23 protein-coding genes and 1 pseudogene are annotated in these 25,291 nt (G+C 73.4%); 7 read left to right on the top strand and 17 right to left on the bottom strand.

Going from position 1 to position 25,291, the window contains the following annotated elements:
- Window positions 1-32: 32 nt before the first annotated feature.
- Window positions 33-941, bottom strand: a complete 909-nt coding sequence (locus ACF1A1_RS27475; RefSeq protein WP_392003590.1) for a DUF4349 domain-containing protein — start codon at window positions 939-941, stop codon at window positions 33-35.
- Between the two features lie 161 nt (window positions 942-1,102).
- On the opposite strand from ACF1A1_RS27475, the gene hemG reads away from it, so the two are divergent.
- Together hemG and hemQ are read left to right on the top strand one after the other, a co-directional pair.
- On the top strand, window positions 1,103-2,560 hold the full coding sequence (gene hemG / locus ACF1A1_RS27470; protein WP_392003589.1) for a protoporphyrinogen oxidase: 1,458 nt from the start codon (window positions 1,103-1,105) through the stop codon (window positions 2,558-2,560).
- 5 nt (window positions 2,561-2,565) lie between these two features.
- Window positions 2,566-3,297: a hydrogen peroxide-dependent heme synthase gene (gene hemQ, locus ACF1A1_RS27465; protein WP_392003587.1), complete on the top strand. Its 732-nt coding sequence runs from the start codon at window positions 2,566-2,568 to the stop codon at window positions 3,295-3,297.
- A gap of 24 nt (window positions 3,298-3,321) precedes the next feature.
- Here the strand turns inward: hemQ and ACF1A1_RS27460 are convergent, their stop codons facing one another.
- From ACF1A1_RS27460 to ACF1A1_RS27440, 5 genes are all read right to left on the bottom strand, one after another.
- Window positions 3,322-4,920: an alpha/beta hydrolase gene (locus tag ACF1A1_RS27460; protein ID WP_392003586.1), complete on the bottom strand. Its 1,599-nt coding sequence runs from the start codon at window positions 4,918-4,920 to the stop codon at window positions 3,322-3,324.
- A gap of 139 nt (window positions 4,921-5,059) precedes the next feature.
- Window positions 5,060-5,842 carry a TIGR04222 domain-containing membrane protein gene (locus ACF1A1_RS27455; protein ID WP_392003584.1) on the bottom strand — a complete coding sequence of 261 codons (783 nt, stop codon included), beginning with the start codon at window positions 5,840-5,842 and terminating at the stop codon, window positions 5,060-5,062.
- Between the two features lie 111 nt (window positions 5,843-5,953).
- Entirely contained in the window at window positions 5,954-6,739 is a 786-nt protein-coding gene (locus tag ACF1A1_RS27450; protein WP_392003582.1) for a DUF4142 domain-containing protein, read from the bottom strand.
- Between the two features lie 274 nt (window positions 6,740-7,013).
- On the bottom strand, window positions 7,014-8,309 hold the full coding sequence (locus ACF1A1_RS27445; RefSeq protein WP_392003581.1) for a DUF692 domain-containing protein: 1,296 nt from the start codon (window positions 8,307-8,309) through the stop codon (window positions 7,014-7,016).
- A gap of 117 nt (window positions 8,310-8,426) precedes the next feature.
- The gene (locus tag ACF1A1_RS27440) at window positions 8,427-9,158 is read right to left on the bottom strand and encodes a peptidyl-tRNA hydrolase (RefSeq protein ID WP_392003580.1); all 732 of its coding nucleotides are present in this window, start codon (window positions 9,156-9,158) and stop codon (window positions 8,427-8,429) included.
- Window positions 9,159-9,282: 124 nt separating this feature from the next.
- On the opposite strand from ACF1A1_RS27440, the pseudogene ACF1A1_RS27435 reads away from it, so the two are divergent.
- A pseudogene (locus ACF1A1_RS27435) lies at window positions 9,283-9,482 on the top strand (ABC transporter); the annotation flags it as partial.
- Window positions 9,483-9,491: 9 nt separating this feature from the next.
- Here the strand turns inward: ACF1A1_RS27435 and ACF1A1_RS27430 are convergent.
- The 8 genes from ACF1A1_RS27430 to zapE all read right to left on the bottom strand — a co-directional run bounded on the left by ACF1A1_RS27430 (window position 9,492) and on the right by zapE (window position 17,219).
- Complete coding sequence (locus ACF1A1_RS27430) at window positions 9,492-9,683, bottom strand: hypothetical protein (protein WP_392003578.1); 192 nt, start codon at window positions 9,681-9,683, stop codon at window positions 9,492-9,494.
- Window positions 9,684-9,722: 39 nt separating this feature from the next.
- Window positions 9,723-10,565: a polysaccharide deacetylase family protein gene (locus tag ACF1A1_RS27425; protein WP_392003577.1), complete on the bottom strand. Its 843-nt coding sequence runs from the start codon at window positions 10,563-10,565 to the stop codon at window positions 9,723-9,725.
- 420 nt (window positions 10,566-10,985) lie between these two features.
- Window positions 10,986-12,368: an alkaline phosphatase PhoX gene (locus ACF1A1_RS27420; RefSeq protein ID WP_392003575.1), complete on the bottom strand. Its 1,383-nt coding sequence runs from the start codon at window positions 12,366-12,368 to the stop codon at window positions 10,986-10,988.
- A 90-nt stretch (window positions 12,369-12,458) separates the two neighbouring features.
- Window positions 12,459-13,250 (bottom strand): slipin family protein, encoded by a 792-nt coding sequence (locus ACF1A1_RS27415; protein ID WP_392003573.1) that lies wholly within the window; start codon window positions 13,248-13,250, stop codon window positions 12,459-12,461.
- A gap of 120 nt (window positions 13,251-13,370) precedes the next feature.
- Window positions 13,371-14,849, bottom strand: a complete 1,479-nt coding sequence (locus tag ACF1A1_RS27410) for a SulP family inorganic anion transporter (RefSeq protein ID WP_392003571.1) — start codon at window positions 14,847-14,849, stop codon at window positions 13,371-13,373.
- Between the two features lie 8 nt (window positions 14,850-14,857).
- Window positions 14,858-15,439 (bottom strand): carbonic anhydrase, encoded by a 582-nt coding sequence (locus ACF1A1_RS27405; protein ID WP_392003569.1) that lies wholly within the window; start codon window positions 15,437-15,439, stop codon window positions 14,858-14,860.
- Window positions 15,440-15,520: 81 nt separating this feature from the next.
- On the bottom strand, window positions 15,521-15,928 hold the full coding sequence (locus ACF1A1_RS27400; protein ID WP_392003567.1) for a hypothetical protein: 408 nt from the start codon (window positions 15,926-15,928) through the stop codon (window positions 15,521-15,523).
- Window positions 15,929-16,112: 184 nt separating this feature from the next.
- The gene (zapE, locus tag ACF1A1_RS27395) at window positions 16,113-17,219 is read right to left on the bottom strand and encodes a cell division protein ZapE (protein WP_392003566.1); all 1,107 of its coding nucleotides are present in this window, start codon (window positions 17,217-17,219) and stop codon (window positions 16,113-16,115) included.
- A 653-nt stretch (window positions 17,220-17,872) separates the two neighbouring features.
- On the opposite strand from zapE, the gene ACF1A1_RS27390 reads away from it, so the two are divergent.
- The 4 genes from ACF1A1_RS27390 to msrB all read left to right on the top strand — a co-directional run bounded on the left by ACF1A1_RS27390 (window position 17,873) and on the right by msrB (window position 21,441).
- Window positions 17,873-18,703 carry a pyrimidine reductase family protein gene (locus ACF1A1_RS27390; protein WP_392003565.1) on the top strand — a complete coding sequence of 277 codons (831 nt, stop codon included), beginning with the start codon at window positions 17,873-17,875 and terminating at the stop codon, window positions 18,701-18,703.
- 250 nt (window positions 18,704-18,953) lie between these two features.
- On the top strand, window positions 18,954-19,427 hold the full coding sequence (locus tag ACF1A1_RS27385; RefSeq protein WP_392003756.1) for an indole-3-glycerol phosphate synthase: 474 nt from the start codon (window positions 18,954-18,956) through the stop codon (window positions 19,425-19,427).
- Between the two features lie 195 nt (window positions 19,428-19,622).
- Window positions 19,623-21,011: a UDP-N-acetylmuramate--L-alanine ligase gene (gene murC / locus ACF1A1_RS27380; RefSeq protein ID WP_392003564.1), complete on the top strand. Its 1,389-nt coding sequence runs from the start codon at window positions 19,623-19,625 to the stop codon at window positions 21,009-21,011.
- Between the two features lie 22 nt (window positions 21,012-21,033).
- Complete coding sequence (gene msrB / locus ACF1A1_RS27375; protein ID WP_392003563.1) at window positions 21,034-21,441, top strand: peptide-methionine (R)-S-oxide reductase MsrB; 408 nt, start codon at window positions 21,034-21,036, stop codon at window positions 21,439-21,441.
- A 73-nt stretch (window positions 21,442-21,514) separates the two neighbouring features.
- On the opposite strand, the gene ACF1A1_RS27370 is transcribed toward msrB, so the two are convergent.
- The 3 genes from ACF1A1_RS27370 to ACF1A1_RS27360 form a co-directional block, all read right to left on the bottom strand.
- Window positions 21,515-22,585 carry a serine hydrolase domain-containing protein gene (locus ACF1A1_RS27370; RefSeq protein WP_392003562.1) on the bottom strand — a complete coding sequence of 357 codons (1,071 nt, stop codon included), beginning with the start codon at window positions 22,583-22,585 and terminating at the stop codon, window positions 21,515-21,517.
- A gap of 419 nt (window positions 22,586-23,004) precedes the next feature.
- On the bottom strand, window positions 23,005-24,456 hold the full coding sequence (locus tag ACF1A1_RS27365) for a sensor histidine kinase (RefSeq protein WP_392003561.1): 1,452 nt from the start codon (window positions 24,454-24,456) through the stop codon (window positions 23,005-23,007).
- On the bottom strand, window positions 24,453-25,142 hold the full coding sequence (locus ACF1A1_RS27360; RefSeq protein ID WP_392003560.1) for a response regulator transcription factor: 690 nt from the start codon (window positions 25,140-25,142) through the stop codon (window positions 24,453-24,455). Before ACF1A1_RS27360 ends, ACF1A1_RS27365 begins: the two co-directional genes overlap by 4 nt.
- Between the last annotated feature and the right edge of the window lie 149 nt (window positions 25,143-25,291).

The raw sequence follows: 25,291 nt of genomic DNA, 5'->3' as shown, positions 1-25,291 counted from the left end.
CTCATGCGAACACGCTACGGGCGGGCGGCATTTCAGTCCTCCTCGGGCTCGCCCGGCCCGGTCCGGCGCCGGCCCCGGAGCAGCCGCAGCCACGCCAGGACGAGCACGAGGGCCACCGCGGCGAACGGCAGCACCGCGCCGAACACGACGGCGATCCAGCGCAGCGTCGTCACGAGCGCGTCCCAGCCGCCCGCGAGCGCGTCCAGGAACCCTGGGTCGTCCTCCTCCTCCGTCTTCTTCTCCACCGGCTTCTCGGCGAGGGTCAGCGTGATGGTGGCCATGCTGGTGCGGTCCTTCAGGGACGCCTGCCGGGCGAGCAGCGCCTCCAGGTCGGCCTCCCGCCGGCTCAGCTCGCCCTCCAGGGTGACGACGTCGCTGAGCCGGGTGGCCTGGTCCATCAGCTCGCGGAGGCGGGCGACACTGGCGCGCTGCGAGGTGATGCGGCTCTCGACGTCGACGACCTGGTCGGTGACGTCCTGCGCCTTCGCCGTGCGCTCCAGCAGCCTGCCCGCGCCCTGGAGGCCGGTGAGGACGTCGTCGTACTTCTCGACCGGAACGCGCAGGACGACCCGGGTGTGCTCGACGCCCTCCTCGTCGCGGGTGGTGGTCTCGTCGCCGACGTAGCCGCCCGCGTTCTCGGTGGTGGCGCGGGCCTCGTCGAGGGCCTTGAGCACGTTCTTGACCTGCACGGTCAAGGACGCGGTGCGGATGATGCGGTTCACCGGCAGGGCCGGCGCCGCGCTCGGTCGGGAGCCGCTCGCGCCGGCGCCCTCCCTGGCGGCCTCGGCGGCGCCGGCGTCCCCGGCGGCGGCCTTGTCGTTCGCCCCGGAGCTGCCGCCCGACATGTCGGCCCCGCCGCTGCATCCGGTGAGCGCGACCGCCGCGGCGAGCAGGAGTCCCGCCAGGGCGTGGAGTGGTCGTACGGATCGTCGTGTGCGCATGTGGGCGTACCCCCCGAGGGTCGTGGAACGGCTGTTGCTTCTTCGACGCCAGGACCCGCCGCGACGTTGGGCCGATCCGGTTCCGAAGCGGTCACGGTCCGGACTCGGCAGGGCCACACGGCCCTGGCGTGACGGTCGGTCGCGTCTGAGAAGGTGGAGCCATGAGCGCAGCACGTACCAGCAGTACCGGGCAGGTCGTCGTCGTCGGAGCCGGGATCGCGGGACTGGCCGCGGCGCACCGGCTGGTGACGCGCGGGGCGCGCGTCACCGTCCTGGAGGCGGCCCGCAGGCTCGGCGGCAAGCTCCAGGTCGCCGAGATGGAGGGCGTCCGCTTCGACCTGGGCGCCGAGTCGATGCTGGCCCGCCGCCCCGAGGCGGTCGACCTCGCGCGCGAGGTGGGCCTCGGCGACCGCCTCCAGCCGCCCGCCACCGCGGCCGCCTCGATCTGGACCCGCGGCGCCCTGCGCCCCATGCCCAAGGGCCACGTCATGGGCGTCCCCGGCACCGCCGACGCCCTGACCGGCGTCCTGTCCGACGAGGGCCTCGCCCGCGTCGGGCGCGACGCCGACCTGCCCCGCACGGAGACCGGGGACGACGTCGCGGTCGGGGAGTACGTGGCGGCGCGCCTCGGCCGTGAGGTCGTCGACCGTGTCGTCGAGCCCCTGCTGGGCGGGGTCTACGCCGGCGACGCCTACCGCCTCTCGATGCGCTCGACCGTCCCGCAGCTCTTCGAGGTGGCCCGCAGGCACGACTCGCTGACCGAGGCCGTCCGCGAGATCCAGGCCAAGGCCGCCGCGAACCGGCAGACCGGGCCCGTGTTCATGGGCATCGAGGGCGGCGTCGGCACCCTGGCCCACGCGGTCGCGGACTCCGTCACCGCGCACGGCGGCGAGATCCTGTCCGGCCGTCCGGCGACGGAGCTGCGCCGGGAGGCCGGCGGAGGCTGGCGCGTGACGGCCGGCGACCGCGTCCTGCACGCCGACACCGTGGTCGTCGCCGTTCCCGCCCCCGTCGCCGCCGGCCTGCTGGCCGCCGAGTCGCCCGCGGCCGCCGCCGAGCTGCGCGCCATCGAGTACGCCTCCATGGCCCTGGTCACCCTCGCCTACCGCCGTGGCGAGGTCTCCCTCCCCGACGGCAGCGGCTTCCTCGTCCCGCCCGTCGACGGCCGCTCCATCAAGGCGTCCACGTTCTCCTTCCGGAAGTGGCGCTGGAGCGCCGAGGAGAACCCCGACGTGGTCATGGTGCGCACCTCCGTCGGGCGGTACGGCGAGACGGAGATCCTCCAGCGGGAGGACGCCCACCTGGTCGAGGTCTCCCGGCAGGACCTGAAGGCGGCCACCGGCCTCGACGCCACGCCCCTGCGGACCCACGTCACCCGTTGGACCGACGGGCTGCCCCAGTACCCGGTCGGCCACCACGCGCGCGTGGCCCGCATCCGGGAGCACGTCGCCAAGCTGCCGGGGCTCGCCGTGTGCGGCGCGCAGTACGACGGCGTCGGCATCCCCGCCTGCATCGCGAGCGCCTACGCGGCGGTGGACTGGTTGGGCGGGGACCCGAGCGGTGTGCAGCAGCTCACCGCCCACCCGGTGCAGAGTCTGCACGGAGGAGCAGGAGAATGAGGGACATGAGTGACGACGCCCCCACCACCGAGTCCGGCAGGGTCCCGAACAAGGGCAAGCTGGCCAAGGACCTCAACGAGGTCATCCGCTACACGCTGTGGTCCGTCTTCCGGCTGAAGGACGCGCTGCCCGAGGACCGCACCGGCTACGCCGACGAGGTCCAGGAGCTGTTCGACCAGCTCGCCGCCAAGGACGTGACGGTCCGCGGCACGTACGACGTGTCCGGTCTGCGCGCCGACGCCGACCTCATGATCTGGTGGCACGCCGAGACCAGCGACCAGCTCCAGGAGGCGTACAACCTCTTCCGCCGCACCAGGCTCGGCCGCGCCCTGACGCCGGTCTGGTCGAACATGGCGCTGCACCGCCCCGCCGAGTTCAACCGCTCGCACATCCCGGCGTTCCTCGCCGACGAGACGCCGCGCAACTACGTCAGCGTCTACCCGTTCGTGCGCTCCTACGACTGGTATCTGCTGCCCGACGAGGACCGCCGCCGCATGCTCGCCGACCACGGCAAGATGGCCCGCGGATACCCGGACGTGCGCGCCAACACGGTCGCCTCGTTCTCGCTGGGCGACTACGAGTGGCTCCTGGCGTTCGAGGCCGACGAGCTGTACCGCATCGTCGACCTCATGCGCCACCTGCGCGCCTCGGAGGCGCGGATGCACGTCCGCGAAGAGGTCCCCTTCTTCACCGGGCGCCGGAAGTCCGTGGCCGACCTGGTGGCCGGCCTCGCCTGATCAGCCCCTGCCGGGCCCTGCCGCTCAGCCCGCCCGGACCGCCGTCTTCCCGGCGCGGTCCGTCGGCTCGGGCTCCGGGTGCGGTGCGCAGGCCGCGCGCCGCACCGGCAGCCGGCCCTCCAGCAGGTAGGCCTCCAGGTGCCCGTTGACACAGGCGTTGGACCCGCCCGCGATCCCGTGCGTGCCGGCGTCCCGCTCCGTCACCAGCACCGAACCCGTCAGGCGCCGGTGCATTTCGAGCGCCCCGTCATAGGGCGCGGCGGCATCCCGCTCGGCGGCCAGGATCAGCGTCGGCGGCAGCTCGTCCGAGCCGGTCCGCACGTCCAGCGGCCGCTGCCGGGGCGCCGGCCAGTAGGCGCACGGCAGGTTCGTCCACACGTTGTCCCAGGTCTCGAAGGGCGCGACGCGCGCGAGCCGCGTGTTGTCCCGGTCCCACACCTTCCAGTCCGTCGGCCAGGACGCGTCGTTGCACTCCACGGCCGTGTAGACGGCTTTGGCGTTCTCCGCCTCGGCCGCGGCCTCCGGGGCCGGCGCGGCCAGCGCGACGAGCGGCTTGGGGTCGCCCTTCAGATACGCCGACAGGGCCCCGGCCCGGGACGGCCAGTGGTCGTCGTGGTACCCGGCCTGAAGGAGCGCGCGCTGCAACTCCCCGGGCCCCACCGTCCCGCCGGCCGGCCCGGCGGCCAGCATCGCCCGTGCCCGCTCGTAGCCGCGCAGCACCTTCTGCGGGGTGTCGCCCAGTCCGTACACGGCGTGGTGCCGGGCGATCCACTCCCGGAAGTCCGTCCAGCGGCTCTCGAACGCCACCGACTGCGCCAGGTTGTTGCGGTACCAGATCTGGGCGGGATCCGGGTTCACCGCCGCGTCGAACACCATCCGCCGCACGTGCGCCGGGAACAGCGTCGCGTACAGCGCCCCGAAGTAGGTGCCGTACGACGCGCCGATGAACGTCAGCCGGTCCTCCCCGAGCGCGGCCCGCAGGACGTCCAGGTCGCGGGCGTTGTTCAGCGAGTTGTAGTGCCGAAGGGCGCTGCCCGCCCGCTCGGCGCAGCCGCGCGCGTACGCCTTCGCCTGCGCGATGCGCTCCTGCTTGTAGGACTCCGAGGGGTGCGTGGGCGCCGGTGAAGGGCCTTTGAAAAAGCGCTTGGGGTCCTGGCAGGACAGTGGCGCCGAGCGGCCGACCCCGCGCGGGTCGTAGCCGACGAGGTCGTACGCGGCCCCGATGCGCTTCCACTGCGGCAGCTGTCCGGCCATCGGGAAGTGCAGGCCGGAGGCGCCCGGTCCGCCCGGGTTGAAGACCAGCGCGCCCTGCCGGGGCACCAGGCGCTTGCTGTTGTGGGGGTCGCGGTGGGTGGCCGACACCCGGCTGACGGTCAGCTTGATCTGCTTGCCCTTCGGCCGGGCGTAGTCGAGCGGGACGGTCACCGTGCCGCACTGCATGCCCGCCGGCACGTCCTTCATGGAGGAGCACTTGCCGAAGACGATGCCCTCCTGAGCGGCGCGCGCGGCGGCGAACGCGACCCCGGAGCCGGCGGCGGCGTTCGGAGCACCGCCCGCGGGGGCGGCGGAGAGGGTGGTCAGGAGCAGGGCTCCGGCGGCCGGGTAGAGGACGGCAGCTCTCATCAGGTGTCCCTTCGGTGCGCGGCGGCGACAAAAGGGATGTTTGGTGTGCCCGCTGGGGAAGGCAAGCACCGCCCGCGGGTGTCGGCGCCAATGCCCCCTGTGCGCCCCCTCCGAACCCGGATGCGCTCCGCGTCGGTCCTCAGCCGCGCCCGTACGGCTCCCGGTGGGCGAAGGCCGCCCGCAGCTCCGGCTCACCGACGGCCCGGATCCCGCGTACGGCCACGGAGGTCAGGTACGTGCGGTCGTCACCGTGACCGTCGTCGTCGGCGCGCCGCGCCAGCGCGCCCAGCAGTCGCTGACCGGCGGGGGAGGCCCAGCGTGAATAGGGGTGCACCTCGACCCGGGCGATGGCCAGGCAGCTCAGGGTGAGCGCGAGGGGCAGCGCGAACCAGAGGGCGACCAGGGTGCGCGGCAGGTCCGAGGAGCCGGGCATCAGCAGCGCCACGGCACCCAGCGCGAGCACGGCCACGGCGGCGCCCCGTACCTGGCGCACCCCGGCCGCGACCGTCGTGCGCGCCCCGTCGGGCACCGCGAGTCCGGCGCTGACCAGCCGGTCGGCGAGACCGCGCACCGCGTCCGCCGCGGCCGCGGCGGACCGCACCGGAGCGATGGGGGACTGCCCCTCCGGCCCGATGGCGCCTATGACCGACCGTTCCATCTCGTCGCGCCCGCGGGGGTCCACGACGGTCGCCCAGCCGGTGTGGGCGAGCAGCAGCCGCCGCTGCCGTGCCATGGCCACCAGCGTCAGATCGGCGACCCGGCCCGGACCGCCGGAGAGGAACGCCGCCTCGTAGAGGGTCAGATCATGTTCCTGACCCGCGTCCGCGTCGACGGCCGCCGCACGGACGGCGGCCAGGCACAGCCGGGTGCACGCCGCGCCGGCGACGGCCCAGGCCGGCAGCAGGAGAAGGACCCAGAACATGCCGTTTTTCTATGCCAGACGCACAGGAGAACGCCATGCCTCGTTCACCATCCGGACGGAGCGTTGTGGGTATGTGACGTTCCGTTTTCCTTCGTCCTCGCCGACCGGTCCTCAGGAACCGCTCAGCGGGGACGGCGGACCGGTCGCGGCCGGCGGCAGCGTGTAACTCGGGTACGGCGACGGGGTGACCGGGACGATCTGGCCGGGGTCGGCCACCGACCACGGCGGGGAGGGCGAGCCGGCCGGCGGAGCGGTGCCGGTGGACGCCATCTCCTGGGCCAGGGCGTCGAAGTCGACGTACCCGGTGGCCTCCAGGACCGTGATGTGGTCCAGCACGGTGGTGTTGGCGTCGTCGGCCAGCTCGCGCACCAGCGAGTTGCGGGTGCCGGCCCGCACCTGTGCGACGACGGAGAAGACCCGGCCGTGCGCCAGCCGCAGGATGTTGGCGAACTTCCGGTCGTACTCGGCGCCCTGCGCCGCGTTCAGCTCCTCCAGCCAGCCCCGCTGCTGGTCGTTGGGCTCGTTCGGGAGCGCGAGCCCGAGCTGCGCGGCGACCGCGCGCACCCGCTCGTCCAGGAAGGCGTGCCCCTCGACGAGATGCCGCCCCGCCGTCCGTACGGCCTCGGTGGTGCCCTTCTGCTGCGCCTGCTGACCGGCCGGCAGTTCCCACAGCCCGGCCAGCCGCACCTTGGTGACGAAGTCCCGGTCGAGTTCGGACAGCGGGCCGTACTGGGTGGCCACGGTCTGCGCGTTCAGGACGTCCACGCCGGTCCCGGACCGGTCCTCGTACGACCAGATCGGGTAGACCAGCGCCACGAGGGTCGCCGCCAGGCCCGTGATGATGAGCCCGGTGCCACTGAAGATGCCTCTGCCCCTGATCGGGGGTCGGGGTCGCATGGTGCCTCCTGCGCACGGCACCGCACGCTGGTGCGCTTCGGGTGCGGGATTGGCATATTACTGCGGCCGCTCCGCCAACTGCCGTGCCGGGGAGAAGACTTGCATCCGGGACATCCGGGGCGAATGGGTGAGCCGATGTGGACCGTACAGCGGGTGGAACGGGGACGAAAGGGGCGCTGTGTCGGGTCGGCGCGGCCGGGGTGTTAACCCCGGCACATTCCCCCCGGCCGGGGTGGGCGGAGGCAGCCGTGAGGCGAGGCGCGGGCGCGGACCCTCACCGCCGGATCAGCGACCGCCCCATCCGTTCCCACCGCGACCGAGGCCTCGGCACAGGACCCGACCGGTCCAGCCACCACCTGCGCAGCTCCCGGGCGGCCCGCTCCTGCGCCACCCGTCCGCCCAGCAGCATCCGCTCCGCGAAGTCCAGGGCGTCCTGCCGGTACCCGCCACGCATTGGATGCCCCTGGGCGTACGCGAGGAACGCCGACCGGTACCCGCTGCCGAGGATCCGCGGCAGCTCCGGGGCCACCCTCGCCACCACGTCCGCCCGCTTCGCCGCCAGGGCCCGCGCCTGGACACCGATCCGTACCCGGTCGAAGCCCTCGGGCACGGGGGTCCCGGCGACCAGGGCGGACAGCAGGGCGGCCTGGGCGAGACCGAGGCGCTGGCGGGCCGCGGCCGGGACGGTGACGGGGGTGTGCGGCCGTTCGGGCGCGGTCTGGTCCGACGGGGCGGTCCGGGTCCGGGCGCCCTCCGCCACCGCCTCCCGGATCGACGCCAACTCCCTTTCCAGCTCGGCCGGTTCGGGGAAGTTGTCGTCGCGCTCCAGCAGCACCCCCGGCGGGGAGACCCGGGACGCCAGGTCGGTCAGGATGTCGAGGACCGGACGGGGCACCGGGTGGGCGTGGCTGTCGTGCCAGACGCCGTCCCGCTCGAAGCCGCCCGCGACATGGACGTACGCGATGGCCTCCAGCGGCAGTTCGGCGAGCGCCTTGGCGGGGTCCTCGCCGCGGTTGACGTGATTGGTGTGCAGGTTGGCGACGTCGATGAGCAGGCGTACGCCGGTGCGGTCGGCCAGCTCGTACAGGAACTGGCCCTCCGTCATCTCCTCGCCGGGCCAGGCGATGAGCGCGGCGATGTTCTCGACGGCGAGCGGCACCGGCAGCGCCTCCTGCGCGATGCGCACGTTCTCGCACAGCACGTCGAGGGCGTCGCGGGTGCGCGGCACCGGCAGCAGATGCCCGGCCTCCAGGGACGGCGAGGCCGTCAGCGGCCCGCCCGCCCGGACGAACGCGATGTGCTCGGTGACCAGCGGAGACCCCAGCGCCTCCGCCCGCTCGGCGAGCGCCGTCAGCCGTCCCTCGTCGGGCCGGTCCGCGCCGCCGAGCCCGAGCGAGACACCGTGCGGGACGACGGTGACCCCGCGCTCGCGCAACCGCAGCAGGGAGTCGGGCAGGTGCCCGGGGCAGACGTTCTCGGCGACGACCTCGACCCAGTCGATGCCCGGCATCCGCTCCACGGCGTCCGCCATCTCCGGCCGCCAGCCGATTCCCGTCCCGAGTCGCGTCATCGTCCCCTCCTCCATCCGGCCCCCGCCGTGGTGACGGGGATATGACCCCGCCGCACCGGACCGAACCGCTCGCCGCCCTCCTTCAGAGCAACATTTGAGGTTTGCGGACCGGGGCCGCTACGGCCGGCGGAGGGCCGGGTGTTCCGCGACCACCGTGCAACTGCCGGGCGCGATCTCGGTGAACCCCGCGTCCCGCACCAGCGGCAGCCCGCTCGCGGTCAGCTCCCGCCACCGCCGCGGCCGCGCGGTGCGCACCGCGAGCGGGAACCCCGCCTCGCGCCATGCGGCACGCTCCACCTCCGACAGCTCCCACCAGGCGAGTTGCGCACCGTGTCCGGCCTGCGCCATCGCCTTGCCCGCCGACATCTCCACCTCCGGGCTCATCCACAGCACCGGCACCTCCGGGTCCGCCCCCGCGGGCGCCTCGGGGTCGTCGAGCTCGGTGCCCGACACCTGGAGCTTCGCCAGCTCCTTCGGCCACCCGTCCAGCGGCACCGGCGGGAACACCCGCACCTCCGCCGCCTTCCCGGTCACCGTGATCCCCGGCAGCGCCCCGGCCCGCCGCCACTCGGCCCCCCGGGCGCGCCGCACGACCTTCCGGATCCGGGCGTCCTGCCAGTCCCGCACGGCCCGCGCCCACTCGCCGTCCCCGACGGACCGCTCATCACTCAGCATCACGAGCACGGCCCGGGCGGCGGTCTCCAGCGCGTCGGTACGGGCAGGGGGATCGCCTCTCTCCACCCGGACGACGAGGGGGAGCACGAACTGCGGAGCGGCATCGCGCGCGCTCGGTTCGGACCGGAAGGGACTGTTACTGGCGGACGCGACATCGGGGCTCACACCAGCCAACCCTAAGGGGCGCGGGACGGTGCCCGACCGCGGCTCCGGCGGGGCGCGACCAGCCACATCGCCCGCACCCGCCGTACGGGACGACGCCCCCAGGGAACGCGCATGACAAGTCCACCCTCCCACCGGCCGGGCGGTCCCCACGCCACTGCTCGCTGCGCTGCCGGTGCTGGTGGTGCTGGTGGTGCCGGGTTCCCCGGCGCAGACGGCGGTCATTGGCCTGGTCACCGGCTCGCACTCAACGACGGTCCGCCCGCGCTGCCCCTGGCCGCCGCGGCCCTCCTCATGGCCGCGGCCTGCGCGCTCACGTCCCGCAGGTCGCCGTGAGCCGCCGGCTCAGCCCGAGCATGCCGTGCGCTGCGCCTCCTGCCACTCGCAGACGGGGCACAGCGTGATCCCCTTGTACGACTCCGGGTACTCCGTCGGCTCCCGGCACAGCACGCACTCCGCGTACGGCGGCCCGTCGGCCTTGGGCGGCCGGGTCGCGTCGATCAGGCAGTAGCCGGTGTCGCCGTCGTCGTCGCTCATGTCTCCAGCGTACGAGAGCGCGGGCGGCTCACCGCCGGTTCACCGCCGGCCGTTCGCGGCTCCGATCAGCTCGGACACCTTCACGAACCGGTAGCCCTGCCGGCGCAGCTCGGGCACGATCGCGCGCACCGCCCGCTCGGTGGTCGGGGCGGCGCTGCGCGTGCAGTGCATCACCACCACCGAGCCCGGCCGCACGCCCTCCAGCACCTGCCGGGCCACGGCGTCCGCGTCCGTCGCGAACGCGTCCCCGCTCACCACGTCCCACTGCACGGCGGTCACCCCGGCGCCGCTCACCGCCCGCAGCGCCCGCCGGTCGTAGCAGCCGCCGGGGAAACGGAAGTACGGCCGCGCGTCCGGCACCCCGGCCGTGCGGAAGGCCGCGTACGCCCGTTCCACGTCCGCCCGCATCCTCTCCTCGGGCACGGTCGGCAGGCCGTAGCAGTCGTCGGTGAAGGCGTAGTGGCTGTAGGAGTGGTTGGCGACCTCGAACAGCGGGTCGCGGCCGATGGCGCGGGCCTGGACCGGGTACTCCTCCGCCCACCGGCCCGTCATGAACACGGTCGCCGGCACCTTCAGCGCCCGCAGCGCCGCGATCAGCTCCGGGTTGTCGAACCGCTCGCCCGCCGCCGCCCGCGCCCCCTGGCCGGCGGTCATGTCGGCGTCGAAGGTGAGGGCGACGGTCTTGTCGCGGGTGCGGGGGGCGTGCGAGAAGACGGGGGTCAGACCGCCCGGGCCCGGGGCCAGCGTGGGGGGCCGGGACGGCACGGGGGAGGGCTGGGCGGGGGCCGGGCGGGCGGCCCGCGGCGCGTGGTCCGTGCCGCAGGCGGCGAGCGCGGCACCCAGGGCGCAGACGGCGACGAGACGGCGTACGGGAACGATCACCGTATGAAGATATGACCGGTGAACCACACTATGTATGGATATGAGTGCGCGTCCGTGCCCCCGTCACCCGCCCGGGTCCCCCACCCAACTGCCGAGTGCGCCGACTACCCCACCCCTGCGCGAGCCCGGGCCCGGCTGGGTGTGCGTCGACGGCCCTGTCGCCTCCGGGCTCGTCGACGTCCGCCGTGCGGCGCCGGCGACGGGGCGTACCGCAGGCCGCGGACGGCAGGCGGTACGGCTGCTGACTGGGCGGTGCCTGCCTGGCGTGGGGGTTGGGGTTGGTCCGCCGGAGCGGTTTCGCGCGTGGACACGCGCCTGCCCGGCGGCCGCGCCCCGCCGCGGTCGGCCCGCCGCGACACCGCCCGCCGGAACCGGACCCGGACCCGGTCGTCCCAGCCCCCCCGCGCGTTCCGCGAGGGACTAGCGGCGCCAGGGGCCCGTCACCGCGAACGTCGTTCCCGGGGCGTAGCAGTTGACGTACATCGTCCGGCCGTCGGGGGAGAAGGCGACGCCGGCGAACTCGCCCCACTCCGGCTCCTCGGGCGTGCCGATGTTCTGGCGGCCTCGGGCCATCGCGTACACCTCGCCGCCCCGCGTCACGCCGTAGACGTGCTGGGCACCGCCTCCGTCCTCGCAGACCATCAGGCCGCCGCCGGGAGCCAGGCAGATGTTGTCGGGGGACTCGCCGGGCAGTTGCACGTCGGTGTCCGGGCCGAAGACGATCACCAGGGTCAGACGGCGGCGCGCCGGGTCGTAGCGCCAGATCTGGCCGTAGTGGTCGGCCGCCGAGCCGTCCGCGCCCCGCGCGAACGACGACACGAAGTACACGCACCGCCCGCCCCAGTAGCAGCCCTCCAGCTTCTGCGCGTGCGTGATGCCCTTCGGGCCGAAGTCCTGGAGCCGGATCGGGGTCCGCGCGGCCAGCGGGTCCGGTACGTCGACCCACTCGATGCCGTCGAAGTCCGTGCCCGGCTCCTGGATCGACGACAGATCCGGTACGCCCGGCACGCGCATCGCCTGGAGCCGGCCGCCCGCGCGCAGCGAGGCCACCCCGCCCAGCGGCTTCTCGGGCAGGAAGCGGTAGAAGAGGCCGAAGGGCTTCTGGAAGGCGTCCTCCGTCTCGTAGACGATCCCGTGCCGTGGGTCGACGGCGATCGCCTCGTGCTGGAAGCGGCCCATCGCCGTGAGCGGCACGGCGCCGGTGCGGTGCGGGTCGGACGGGTCGACCTCGAAGATGAAGCCGTGGTCCTTGGTGTAGCCGTTGGTGCCGGCCTGGTCCTCGGTCTCCTCGCAGGTCAGCCAGGTGTGCCACGGGGTGGGGCCGCCCGCGCAGTTGACGGCCGTACCGGCGATCGCGACCCGCTCGGCGAGCACCTGGTTGCCGGAGTCCAGGGTCAGGGCCGTACAGCCGCCCTTGCCGGCCGGGTCGTAGGTCAGGCCCCGCACGGTGGGGACGCCGAGCTTCGCCGTGGGGCGGTTCTCGTGGTTGCGGACCAGGTGGATCCGGCCGTGCCGGCCGGGGAGGGCCGTCATGCCGTCGTGGTTGGAGGGCACCGGGCCCTCGCCGGAGCGCAGCGGGTCGCCCTCGCGGGAGAGGACCCGGTAGCGGAAGCCCTCCGGCAGGTCGAGCAGGCCGTGCGGGTCGGGGACGAGGGGGCCGTAGCCGGTGTGGCCGAGGTTCTGCGCGGCGGCCGTGTCCGTGAAGAGCTCGGACAGCGCCCCGGAAAAGGCGATGCCCGCTCCGAGGGCACCGGTGCGGGCGAGGATCTGACGGCGGGTCGCCGCATGACGGATGTCCGACATGGCGAAACCTTCCTGCTGGCGGACAGGAACTGTGATCCCGCTGTGTCTATCACTCACCGCGCGTCCCGGGAACCACGCGCGTAGCAGGCGTCACCGGGCGGCGGCCTGTGGCGGAGGCGGCTGCTGCTGGGCCCTCTCCAGGAAACGCAGCAGTTCCACCGGGAAGGGCAGGACCAGCGTGGAGTTCTTCTCCGCGGCCACGGCCACCACCGTCTGGAGCAGCCGCAGCTGGAGCGCGGCCGGCTGCTCGGACATCTGCTGCGCCGCCTCGGCGAGCTTCTTCGACGCCTGGAGCTCGGCGTCCGCGTTGATGACCCGGGCCCGCCGCTCACGGTCGGCCTCGGCCTGACGGGCCATCGAGCGCTTCATCGTGTCCGGCAGGGACACGTCCTTGATCTCCACCCGGTCGATCTGCACGCCCCAGCCCACCGCCGGACTGTCGATCATCAGCTCCAGGCCCTGGTTGAGCTTCTCCCGATTGGACAGCAGGTCGTCCAGCTCGCTCTTGCCGATGATCGACCGCAGCGAGGTCTGGGCCATCTGCGAGACGGCGAACCGGTAGTCCTCGACGTTGACGATCGCCGCCGTCGGGTCCACGACCCGGAAGTAGACGACCGCGTCGACCCGCACGGTCACGTTGTCGCGGGTGATGCCCTCCTGCGCGGGCACCGGCATCGTCACGATCTGCATGTTGACCTTGCGCAGCCGGTCGACGGCCGGGATCACCATGGTGAAGCCCGGTCTGCGGACGTCGCCGACGACCCGGCCGAGCCGGAAGACCACCCCGCGCTCGTACTGCTTGACCACCCGCGCAGCCGCCACGACGTACGCGAACCCTCCGGCGCCGACCGCCACGGCCGCCGTCAGCAGCTCATCGAGCATGACGACCTCCTCCGGGAAGGTCCGAAACGCTGTTCCTGCAACGATATGCCCGTGGCCGGGTCCGGGGCCATGCCCGGAACCCGACCACGGGGACGGAAGCGACGGTCCGCGCGAGACGGTCTACGCGGCCGTCGTCATCCGCACCGGCTCGGTGCCGACCGCGCTGTGCCGCTCGGCCCACGACTCCAGCGCCGTACGGCAGGCGTGGTCGAGGTGGTGCAGACCGGAGAGGTCCAGCTCGACCGGGCGGTCCTGCGGCAGGGCCTCCAGGCTGTCGAGGATCTTCGGCAGGCGGAGGAAGGTCGCGTTGCCCGACAGGTACACCTGGACCGGGCCGGCGCCCTTGTCGATGACGTCCAGCTTGATGTGCGAGGCCTCCCAGGCGGTCTTGACCACGGACAGGGCCAGACCGATGAGCACTCCCTCGAACATGTTGACCGTGACGATGGACACGGCGGTGACCACCAGGATCAGCGCCTCGCCGCGCTGGCCCCGCCACAGCGACGCGATGGCCCGGAAGGGGATCAGCTTCCAGCCGGCGTGCACCAGGATGCCGGCCAGCGCGGGCAGCGGGATCAGGGCCAGGGCCGACGGCAGCAGCGCCGCGAACAGCAGCAGCCACACGCCGTGCAGCACCCGGGACGCCTTGGTCTTGGCTCCCGCCTGGACGTTGGCCGAGCTGCGCACGATCACCGCGGTCATCGGCAGCGCGCCGAGCGCGCCGCACACGGTGTTGCCCACGCCCTGGGCCATGAGCTCCTTGTCGTACTCGGTGCGCGGACCGTCGTGCAGCCGGTCCACGGCGGCGGCGCTGAACAGGCTCTCGGCGGAGGCGATCAGGGTGAAGGCGAGGATCGTGCCGAAGATGGCCGGGTGGGCCAGCTCGGCGAAGGCGTCCGCGCCCGGCGGCTGGATGGAGTCCAGCAGGCCGTTCACCTCGACGGTCGCGACGGGCAGGCTGAACACCAGGGTGACCACGGTCGCCAGGACGACCGCGGCGAGCGCGCCGGGGACCGTCTGCACGCCCTTCGGCAGCCGCTTCCACAGCAGCATGACGGCGATCGTGCCGGCGCCGACCGCGAGCGAGGCGAGTGCCGCGGTGCTGCCGAACGCGTCGACGGCGGCTCCGGGCAGCCCCAGGACCTTGTCGATGCCGGAGGCGGGGGCCTTCAGCCCGGCCGCCGCATACAGCTGGCCGGCGATGATGACCAGTCCGATACCGGCCAGCATGCCCTCGACGACGGACAGGGAGATGGCCCGGAAGTAGCGGCCCAGCTTCAGGGCGCCCATCGCGAGCTGGAGCAGCCCGGCGGCCAGCACGATCACTCCGAGCGCGGCCAGCCCGAACTCCTGCACCGCCTCGAAGACCAGCACGGTCAGACCGGCCGCCGGGCCGGACACCTGGAGGCTGCTGCCCCGCATCAGACCGGTGACGATGCCGCCGACGATGCCGGTGACGAGCCCGAGCTCGGCCGGCACGCCGGAGGCCACGGCCACGCCCACGCACAGCGGGAGCGCGACCAGGAAGACGACGAGGGAGGCGGCGAAGTCCTGCTTGAGGTGGGGGAACTTGGATATCGAGGTCTTCTGCTGAGGCATCGCGGCGCTCACAGGGCCTCGAAGGAGTCGGTGCCCGCGCGGTGCTCGCTCACGGCACCGGTGTGGACCTCGTAGTACCAGCCGCGCACCCGCAGCCGGCCGTCCGCCAGCCGCTTCTCCACACACGGGTAGGAGCGCAGGCGCAGCAGCTGGGTGAGGACGTGGTTCTGGACCGCCCGCATGACGGTGGGGTCGTCGGGGTCGGCGGCCGAGGGCTGGTCCGCGGCGTGCGCGAGCCAGTCCCGGACGGCGGGTACGGCGTCGAGGTCGTCGCCGCGCACCAGCGCGCCGACGGCGCCGCAGTGGGAGTGGCCGCAGACGACGATGTCCTGGACTCCGAGTACCTCCACGGCGTACTCGATGGTGGCGGCCTCGCCGGTGGGGCGCTCCGAGAGGTAGGGGGGCACGATGTTGCCCGCGGTGCGCAGCTCGAACAGCTCGCCGGGGCGGGCGCCCGTGATCAGGGCGGGGACGACCCGCGAGTCGGAGCAGGTGATGAAGAGGACCTCGGGTGACTGGCCTTCGGCAAGCCGGGCGAACTCCTCAGGGCGCTGTCCGAAGGTACGGGCGTTGTCGATGAGGGGCTGCATGATTGGTGACTCCTCCTGGCGCGCCGTGGGGGGCGCGTCGGACGGGCAGGACAGGTGGGGTGACTGCTGTTCTGCTCTCTCTCAGCAGCGGAAGACCTGAAGTGCCGCCGGAGAGTGGCTCGCCGAGGATCTCGACGAGCGGTGGTACGGCGCGGCCGGCCGGATCGGTTGGCGGTCGGCCGAGGAACCCCGCGCCGGCAGGGTGCGCTCACGCTCCTGGGGCGCGGAGTCGGCCGTCAGGGTGGCGCGGTGGCGGTCGCGGGTACGCAAGGGGTCGATGGGCGCCCCGGACCGGTCGCACGAGCGGGACGTGACCGTCTCGTCACGCAGGGACATGCCGGAGGGTTTGATTCCGGGCTGGGTCTTGGCCTGGGCGTGACGGGCCGTGTGCGCGTGTGCGAAGGAGGACGAAGGTGCGAAGAAGGGGAGGGCCAGCAGGACGGCGGCGAGGATCGAAACCACGGTCCGGGCCGTCGTACCTCGGAACATATGCCCCCCTCCAGGTGGTTCGCGCCTCCAGTCCAGACCAACGGTTGGTCAACGGCTGGTCAAGAAACACGTTAACCCTGCAAAGTTGTTTGCAGGGTTAACTCGGCGTTGCGAGGAGAAGTGCGCCTCAAAAGCGAGGGGTGAGTGGCGCGATCTGATCCTTGACCCGGGCGGGGGAGATCGTTTACTGGGGCTCGACGAGCGGCTGGGCGTCGCGGGCCAGCGCGGTGAGACGGGAGATCGCCCGGAAGTACTTCTTGCGGTAGCCGCCGTTCAGCATCTCCTCGCTGAACAACCGGTCGAAGGGGAGCCCGGAGGCCAGGACCGGGACCTCGCGGTCGTAGAGCCGGTCGGCCAGGACGACCAGGCGCAGGGCCGTCGACTGGTCGGGAACCGGCCGCACGTCGGTGAGGCAGACCGCCCTCAGACCGTCGGTCAGGGCTCCGTAGCGGCTGGGGTGCACCTTGGCGAGGTGCTCCAGCAGACGCGGGAAGTCGTCGAGCGAGGCGCCCGCGGTGGCGTACGCCGCCTTCGTCACCTGTTCGTCGGAGTACGGCGCCGGCGCCTCGGGCAGGCCGCGGTGGCGGTAGTCCTCGCCGTCGATGCGCAGGGCGCGGAAGTGTGCGGACAGGCCCTGGATCTCGCGCAGGAAGTCGGCCGCCGCGAACCGGCCCTCGCCGAGCTTGCCCGGCAGCGTGTTGGAGGTGGCGGCGAGCGCGACCCCCGCGTCGACCAGCTTGCCGAGCAGCGTGGAGACCAGGACGGTGTCACCGGGGTCGTCCAGCTCGAACTCGTCGATGCACAGCAGGCGGTGACCGGAGAGGGTCTTCACCGTCTGCTGGAAACCGAGGGCGCCGACGAGGTTGGTCAGCTCCACGAAGGTGCCGAACGCCTTGAGCGCGGGTTGGGCCGGGGTGGCGTGCCACAGGGAGGCCAGCAGGTGGGTCTTGCCGACGCCGTAGCCGCCGTCGAGGTAGACGCCGCGCGGGCCGGCCGGAGTCCTGGGCGCCTTCGCCCTGCCGAAGCCGAGGAAGCCCCGTTTGGCGGAACCGACGGCGTGCGCCCCGCCGAGCCCCGCCGCGAAGCTCTCCAGGACCCCGACCGCCTCGGTCTGGCTGGGCTGGTTCGGGTCCGGGAGGTACGTGCTGAAGCGCACCGAGTCGAAGCGCGGCGGCGGCACCATCTCGGCGACCAGCCGGTCCGCGGGGACGTGCGGCTCGCGGGCGCACAGGGACAGCGGGGCCGAGTCGGCTATCGGGTCGAGGCCGGGGGCGGGGGTGGAGGACGACACGTTTCCCCATGCTAGGGCCTGCCCGGCGGCTCCGGCCGCCCCGGGGCGTACGGCTCCCTCGCCGGCACCGGTGAGCGGGGGCGATGCGGGGGCGATGGGGGTGCGCCCGGGTGAGGTTGTTCCGAGCGTGGGTGAGGGTGCGGTGGCGGGGCGGTGGAGGGCGTCGACGGGGCGGAGAAGAGCGTCGACGCGACGCGGGTCGCTCTCGCTCGAGCGAAGCCGGGGGTGGCGAAGCCGGGACTGGGGGAGCCGGCGTGGGGAGGGCGAGGGTGAGTGAGCGGGAGTGGTAGTGGGGAGCCTGAGGGTGGGGGAGCGGGAGTGGTAGTGGGGAGCCTGAGGGTGGGGGAGCGGGAGTGGGGAGGTGAGGCTGGGGGCGCCGGGACTGGGGGCGCCCGGAAGTGGGGGCAACGAGGCTGGGGGCGCCCGAAGTAGGGGAGCAGGAGCCGAGGCCGGGGGTCGGGACTCGGGGCGCCCGAAGTGGGGCAGCCGAGGCTGGGCGCCGGGCTCGGGGCGCCGAGGCTGGGGCGCCGGAAGTGGGTGAAGCCGAGGGCGGCGGAGCCGGCCGTCGAAGACGGCGCCGCAGCTGTGCCTGCCAACCCGTGCCCCGGCCGGACCGCCGGGCAGGCACCGGGCGCCGTGCCAGACTGCCTGATATGCGACGCCTGTTCCCTGTGACCGACCAGACAGCGGCCCGGACCCCGAGCGAGGGCGGTGGGGCCGCGGAGGCGCCCGAGGCGCACGAGGTTCGCGAGTGGAGCCTCGACGAGATCGCCGACGCCTACGCCTACCCCGATCCCGTGCCCGGGGAGCCCACGCCCTGGCTGCGGGCCAACATGGTCTCCACGCTCGACGGGGCCGCCCAGCACGACGGGCGCTCCCAGCCCATCTCCAACGCCACCGACATGCGGATCTTCGGCACCCTGCGGGCGCTCGCCGATGTGGTGCTCGTCGGTGCGGAAACGGTCCGTCAGGAGGGGTACCGGCCGGCACGCGCCCGTGCGGAGTTCACCCGGCGGAGGGAGGCGGCCGGGCAGGGTCCCGCCCCGGCGATCGCCATCGTCTCCGCCGGCCTGGAGCTGGACTTCTCGCTCCCGCTGTTCACCTCGCCGCTGGTGCCCACCCTGATCCTGACCGGCGCCGCGGCCGCCCCCGACCGGATCGCGGCCGCGGAGAAGGCCGGCGCCCGGGTGGTGATCGCCGGTGACGGCATGGGCGTGGAGCCCGCCCGGGCCGTACGGGCCCTCGCCGGGCTCGGACACACCCGGCTGCTGACCGAGGGCGGCCCGCGGCTGCTCGGACAGCTCGTGGCCGCCGAGGTGCTCGACGAACTGTGCCTGACCGTCTCGCCGCTGCTCACCGCGGGGGACGCGCAGCGGATCGCGGGCGGACCGTCGGTCGCCGTACCGCACCGGTTCGCTCTGGTGTCCCTCCTGGAGGAGGACGGGTTCCTCTACAGCCGGTACAGCCGGTACCGCGGGGCCTGAAGAGACGGAAAGAGGGAGACGGAGAGAGGGAGACGAAAAGAGGGAGGTGTGTTCCGTCGGATCCGGGGAATTCGGGCAACGCGTTCCCAGTCCCGAAATCGGCGGAACCTACCGTTCCGGTCGGCTTCGGACGAGCAGACTAGGACCGCAGACCCGTGCGAGCACGGGGCAGGACGGTTTCCGCAGGGCCGGCCCACGGCCCACCGAGGACTGAGGGCCGCGGGGGTCCTCGCATGAGAATGGGGCGTTGGTGTTCACAAGCGTTTTGATGATCGAGAAGGCCCTGACCTCCGCCGACGTGGAGTTCGTCACCACCTTGCACGGCGACGAGCCGGTCGCCTTCCACGTGCTGCTCCAGCCGCGCGGCGAGCAGGCGGACCGGTTGCTGCGGGCCATCGACGACATCGCCCTGGGCGAGATCGACGAGGCCGTGCGCGAGCGGGAGACCCCCGAGGGGGAGGAGGCCAAGAGCATGGGGCAGAGAGCCCTGGAAGTCTCCCTCACCGCGTTGCGCTCCGCGGGCAGCGCGGCGGAGGGGCGGCTGGTCGAGGACCATCCGCTGGACGCCCTCAAGTCGGTGGTCGCGGAGGTGGGGGCCGACGAGGTGATCGTGCTGACCGATCCGCACTACGTGGAGGAGTTCTTCCACCGGGACTGGGCGTCCCGGGCGCGGCACAAGGTGGGGGTGCCGGTGCTGAAGCTGTTCTCGCACAGCAAGGTGTAGGGGCGGGGCGATCCGGTGGGCGCGTGCTCCGTGAGGGGCGCGGTGTGCGGCGGACGCGGATTCGACGTGCCCCGCCGCGCGGTTCCCCGCGCCCCCGACGGCGTCGTTCGGCCGTCCCCTGCGAGGCTCCCCGGCCGAACGCAATAGGCTGGGGCACGCTCATCGTCTTAGGTTCCGCACTCTGGGAGAACACACATGGCACCCGGCCTTCCTACCGCCATGGATCGACCGCACTTCATCGGTATCGGGGGCGCCGGAATGTCCGGGATCGCCAAGATCCTGGCGCAGCGCGGGGCCAAGGTGGCCGGCAGTGACGCCAAGGAGTCGGGGACCGCGCAGGCGCTGCGGGCGCTGGGCGTGACCGTGCACATCGGGCATGCCGCCGAGCATCTGGCCGACGACGCCAGCTGTGTGGTGGTGTCCTCGGCGATCCGGGCGGACAACCCCGAGCTGGCCCGCGCGGCGGAGCTGGGGATTCCGGTGGTGCACCGCTCGGACGCCCTCGCCCGGCTGATGGACGGGCTGCGGCCGATCGCGGTCGCCGGTACGCACGGCAAGACCACCACGACGTCCATGCTGGCGGTGTCGCTGGGCGAACTGGGGCTGAACCCCTCGTACGCGATCGGCGGCGACCTGGACGTGCCCGGCTCCAACGCGGAGCACGGCGAGGGCGACATCTTCGTCGCCGAGGCGGACGAGTCGGACCGCAGCTTCCACACATACGCGCCCGAGGTCGCCATCGTCCTCAACGTCGAGCTGGACCACCACGCCAACTACGCCTCCATGGACGAGATCTACGAGTCCTTCGAGACGTTCGCCGGCAAGATCGTGCCGGGCGGCACCCTGGTGATCTCCGCCGACCACGAGGGCGCGCGGGAGCTGACGCGGCGCGTCGAGGGCGTGCGGGTCGTGACCTACGGCGAGGCCGAGGACGCCGATGTGCGGGTGCTGGCCGTCGAGGCCCAGGGGCTCAAGAGCCGGGTGACCGCGCTGCTGGACGGGCAGGAGCTCACCTTCACGGTCTCCGTGCCCGGCCGTCACTACGCGCACAACGCGGTCGCCGCGCTGGCGGCCGGCGTGGCCCTCGGGATCCCGGCGTCCGAGCTGGCGCCCGCCCTGGCCGCGTACACCGGCGTCAAGCGGCGCTTGCAGCTCAAGGGCGAGCAGGCGGGCGTCCAGGTCATCGACTCCTACGCGCACCACCCGACGGAGATGACGGCGGACCTGGAGGCGATGCGTGCGGCGGCCGGTGACGCCCGCATCCTGGTCGTCTTCCAGCCCCACCTGTTCTCCCGGACGCAGGAGCTGGGCACGGAGATGGGGCAGTCGCTGGCCCTGGCAGACGCCTCCGTCGTCCTCGACATCTACCCGGCCCGCGAGGACCCGATCCCGGGCGTCACCAGCGAGCTGATCGTCGACGCGGCCCGGGCGGCGGGCGCGGACGTGACGCCGGCGCACGACAAGGACCAGGTGCCCTCGGTGATCGCGGGAATGGCCGGGCCCGGTGATCTCGTTCTCACCATGGGCGCGGGCGACGTCACCGACCTCGGCCCGCGGATCCTGGACCGTCTCGCGCAGAAGTAACGGAAGTAAGGGGTTGGCCTTCATGTCGTACGACGTCGAAAAGCCCGACGAGCAGTGGCGGGCGGAGCTGACCCCGGCCGAGTACGCCGTGCTGCGCCAGGCCGCGACGGAGCCCGCCTTCACCGGTGAGTACACCGACACCAGGACCAGGGGCGTCTACTCCTGCCGGGCCTGCGGCGCCGAACTGTTCACCTCCGACACCAAGTTCGCGTCGCACTGCGGCTGGCCGTCCTTCTTCGACCCGAAGGACAGCGACGCCGTGGAGCTGATCGAGGACCGCTCGCACGGAATGGTGCGGACGGAGGTGCGGTGCGCTCGGTGCGGCTCGCACCTCGGGCACGTCTTCGAGGGCGAGGGCTACCCGACCCCGACGGACCAGCGGTACTGCATCAACAGCATCTCGCTGCGGCTGACGCCCGCCGAGGACTGACGCCGGATCCGGGCCGCCGGCCCGGACCCCCGGCCGAACGCGCCCGGACCGTCACGGCCCCGGCCCGGCGCCCTCAGCCCACCTCGGCCACCGCCGCCGACACCTCCCGCAGCAGCCGTTCCGGCTGCGCCCCCCACCGCGAGCTGATCACCAGGTCGCGGGCCGGGTCGACCCACAGCAGGTGGGCGCCGCCGTTGCCGCGGGCGCAGCGGCCCGTGGCGGGGGCCGTGGGCCAGACCGTACGGGTGTCGTTGAGCCACCAGGACAGGCCGTACTCCGGCTTCACCGGGCACGGCGTCCACAGCTCCTCGATCCAGCGGGCGGAGATCACCTCCTTGCCGTTCCAGCTGCCGCCGCGCAGGCACAGCTGGCCGATGCGGGCCAGGTCCAGGGCGCTGATCCACAGGCCGCCGCCCCAGTGCGCCCCGCCGGACACCACGGGGAGGCGGACGCCGGCCACCTCCACGTACGAGGTGTCGTAGCCGTGCCAGGACCAGGACCTGGAGGCCTCGAGGGGAGCCATCACCCGTTCGCGGAGCAGGTCGGGGAGGGAGCGGGCGGTGAGGGCGGTCAGGGCGAGGGCGGTGAGGTTCACGCGGACGTCGTTGTAGGCCCAGCCCGCGCCGGGCGGGCCGCCTGGGGACTTGGTGCCCTCGCGGGTGCTCTGGGCGTCGGCGGAGACGGGCTTGGACCACAGGGTGCCCTCCCACTGGCTCGTCTGGTCCAGCAGGTGCCGCCAGGTGACCGCACGCCCGTGGGCGCCGGCGAACTGCGGCAGGCCGAGTGAGGCGGACACCGGCTCGTCGAGGTGCAGCAGGCCGTCGTCGTGGGCGATGCCCGCGACCAGCGACAGCACGCTCTTCGTCGCGCTGTACGCCATCTCCACCCGCGTCGGGTCGCCCCACGAGTCGAGGACGGTGCCGCGCCGGACGACGACGCCGCTCGCGCCGCCCCCGTCGAGCAGGGGGCCGATCACGTCGCGGTGGGAGGTGTCGGACACCTGGGCGGCCAGGTACGCCGCCATGTCCTCGATCCCCGGTACGGGGCGTCGCTCCTGCGCCCGCACCGCCCGGGTCAGCGCGTCGGCGTCGACGCCCTTCCAGGGGTCGGCGGCCGTGAAGGCGTTCTCCAGTACATAGGGCACGGACGGGACCGTACCCGCGGGCGGAACGGCTCAAAGGTCCCTGCCGGCCCCACACTTCGCGGCTCCACAGTTCGCGGCCTGGCGGCCCGGCGGCCCGGCGGCCTGGCGGCTTGGCGGCCCCGTGGCCCGGCGGCCCGTGGCCTGGCGGCCCCGCGCCCCGCGACCCGCGGGTCGCCGTTCCGTCGCGCGGCCGGCACCGCCATCCCGGCCGGCTCCCCCTCGTACACCACCGGCTCGTCCCCCCCCAGGACGCCCCGGCGAGCGGCCCGGCCACGGCCGGGCGCCCGCCCGCGCGTGCTGGTCGCGAGCCCATCGTCAGCGTCGTCACCGTCACCTGGCCCGTACGTACCCATGGCGTCCATCGCCGAGCGGCACGCTGCGCCCGACTCCCGGCCCGGCCCGACCGCTCTCGGGGCCGGTCACCTGCCCCCGGCCGGTCCCAGCGGGAGGGTCAGGGTGAAGACGGTCGGGCCCGCGGCGTCGTCCAGGCCGAGGGTGCCGCCGTGGGCCTCGACGAGGGAGCGGGCCACGGCCAGGCCGAGGCCGCTGCCGCCCCGGTCGCGGCTGCGGGCCTTGTCGACGCGGTAGAAGCGGTCGAAGACCCGCTCCCGGTCGCCGGGCGGGATGCCGGGACCCTTGTCGGTGACGCTCACGTGCGCCGTGTCCGGCGTGACCGACACCGCCACGGACACCGGGGTGCCGGCCGGGGTGTGCACGGCCGCGTTGGTGAGGAGGTTGTCCAGCACCTGCCGGACGCGCTGCGGGTCGAGCCGCAGCCGTACCGACGCCGGGCCCGGTGTCACCGTCAGCGGGTGGCCCGGGTGGCTCGCGCGGAAGGCGTCGGCCGCCTGCTCGACCAGCTCCACCAGGTCGGTGTCCTCCATCCGCAGCGGTGTCTCGACCTCCGCCGCGTCCAGGCGGGCGAGCAGCAGGAGGTCGTCGAGGAGGACGCCCATGCGCGCCGCCTCGGCCCGCAGCCGGGCCAGGTGCCGGTCGCGTTCCTCCGGGGCGTTGGCGGCCGCGTACTGGAAGAGGTCCGCGTAGCCGCGGACGGACATCAGCGGGGTGCGCAGTTCGTGCGAGGCGTCCGCGACGAAGCGGCGCAGCCGCTGCTCGGCCCGCGCCCGGACGGCGAGGGAGTCGTCGATGTGCTCCAGCATCGTGTTGAACGCGGTGCGCAGCTCCTCCACCTCCGGGCCGCCGCCGGGCCGGTCGGCGCGCAGCGGCAGCCGTGCCGCCGTCTCCGTCAGGTCGTGCGAGGCGATGCCGTGCGCGGTGTGCGCCATGTCGCTCAGCGGTTTCAGACCGCGCCGCAGCAGGGACCGGCCGAACACGACGAGGGCCAGCAGCGCGAGGACGAAGGTGACGGCCTGGATCGTGATCAGATGCCGGACGGTGTCCTCGATGCCGTCCATCGGCGCGCCGCTGACCAGGATCACGCCGGGCTCGACCTCGCAGGCGCGCAGCCGGTACAGGCCATCGCCCCGGAGGTCCTCGGTGCGCAGGATCTCGGTGTCGCTGGTGACCTGTGCCCTGGCGAGGGAGGTGAGGTCGTCGATGTCCTCGGGCACGTCGGCCAGGTCCTCGGGTCTGCGCAGCACGGGGGTGCCGTCCGACACGTCGTACACGGCGTAGTACCAGCGGTAGTACTTCTTCCCCTCGAGCGTGCCGTGCGTCGCGATGCTCTTGGACTGGGCGATCTGGGCGAGCCTCAACTGCTCGTTGAGCTGGGCCGACAGATAGTCCCGCATGTACGTCGTCAGGGTCGTGCCGACGACCGCGAAGACCACCAGCGACAGCACGCCCAGACCCAGCGCGAGGCGGGTGCCGAGGCGCAGCCTGCGGTACCCCCGCGCGGCCCGGCGGATCACTCGGCCGCCTGCCGCACCACGTACCCGAAGCCGCGCACGGTGTGGATCAGCGGGTCGCCCGTCGCGTCGAGCTTGCGGCGCAGCCGGCTGACGACCAGCTCGACGACGTTGGAGCGGCCGCCGAAGCCGTACTCCCACACGTGGTCGAGGATCTGCGCCTTGGTCAGCACCGTCGGCGACTTGCGCATCAGGTAGCGCAGCACCTCGTACTCCGTCGGGGTGAGCGTCAGCGGCTTCTCGCCGCGCCGCACCTCACGCGTGTCCTCGTCCATCGTCAGGTCGCCGACCCGCAGGACCGACCGCTGGAAGGCGGGGCCCGCGCTGCGCCGCAGCACCGTCCGCAGCCGGGCCATCAGCTCCTCCACGGCGAACGGTTTCACCAGGTAGTCGTCACCGCCCCGGGTCAGCCCCGCGACCCGGTCGGCGACCCCGTCGCGGGCGGTGAGGAACACCACCGGCACCATCGCGCCCGAGCGGCGCAGCCGGTCCAGGACGCCGAAACCGTCGATGTCGGGCAGCATGAGATCGAGCACCACGATGTCCGGCCGGAACTCGGCGGCGCGGCGCAGGGCCTCCTCACCCGAGTTCGCGGTGACCGCGTCCCAGCCCTCGTAGCGGGCGACCGTCGCCACGAGATCGGCGATCGGCGGGTCGTCGTCCACCACCAGGAGTCGTACTTTTTCCACTCGCTCATACTGCGGCACGCACCCCCCGGCCGGGAGGCCCGGTCCCGCGTGCGGACACATCGATAAGCTCTTGAAAGTTGTACGACAGGATTTCGACAGCTCCGTACAGCGAAGCTCGGTGTCCTGAGGACCCGTATCAAGGAGTTTCC

Source organism: Streptomyces sp. NPDC014995, assembly GCF_043080745.1.
Taxonomy (GTDB): Bacteria; Actinomycetota; Actinomycetes; order Streptomycetales; family Streptomycetaceae; genus Streptomyces.
This window is presented reverse-complemented; position numbering and strand designations above follow the sequence as displayed.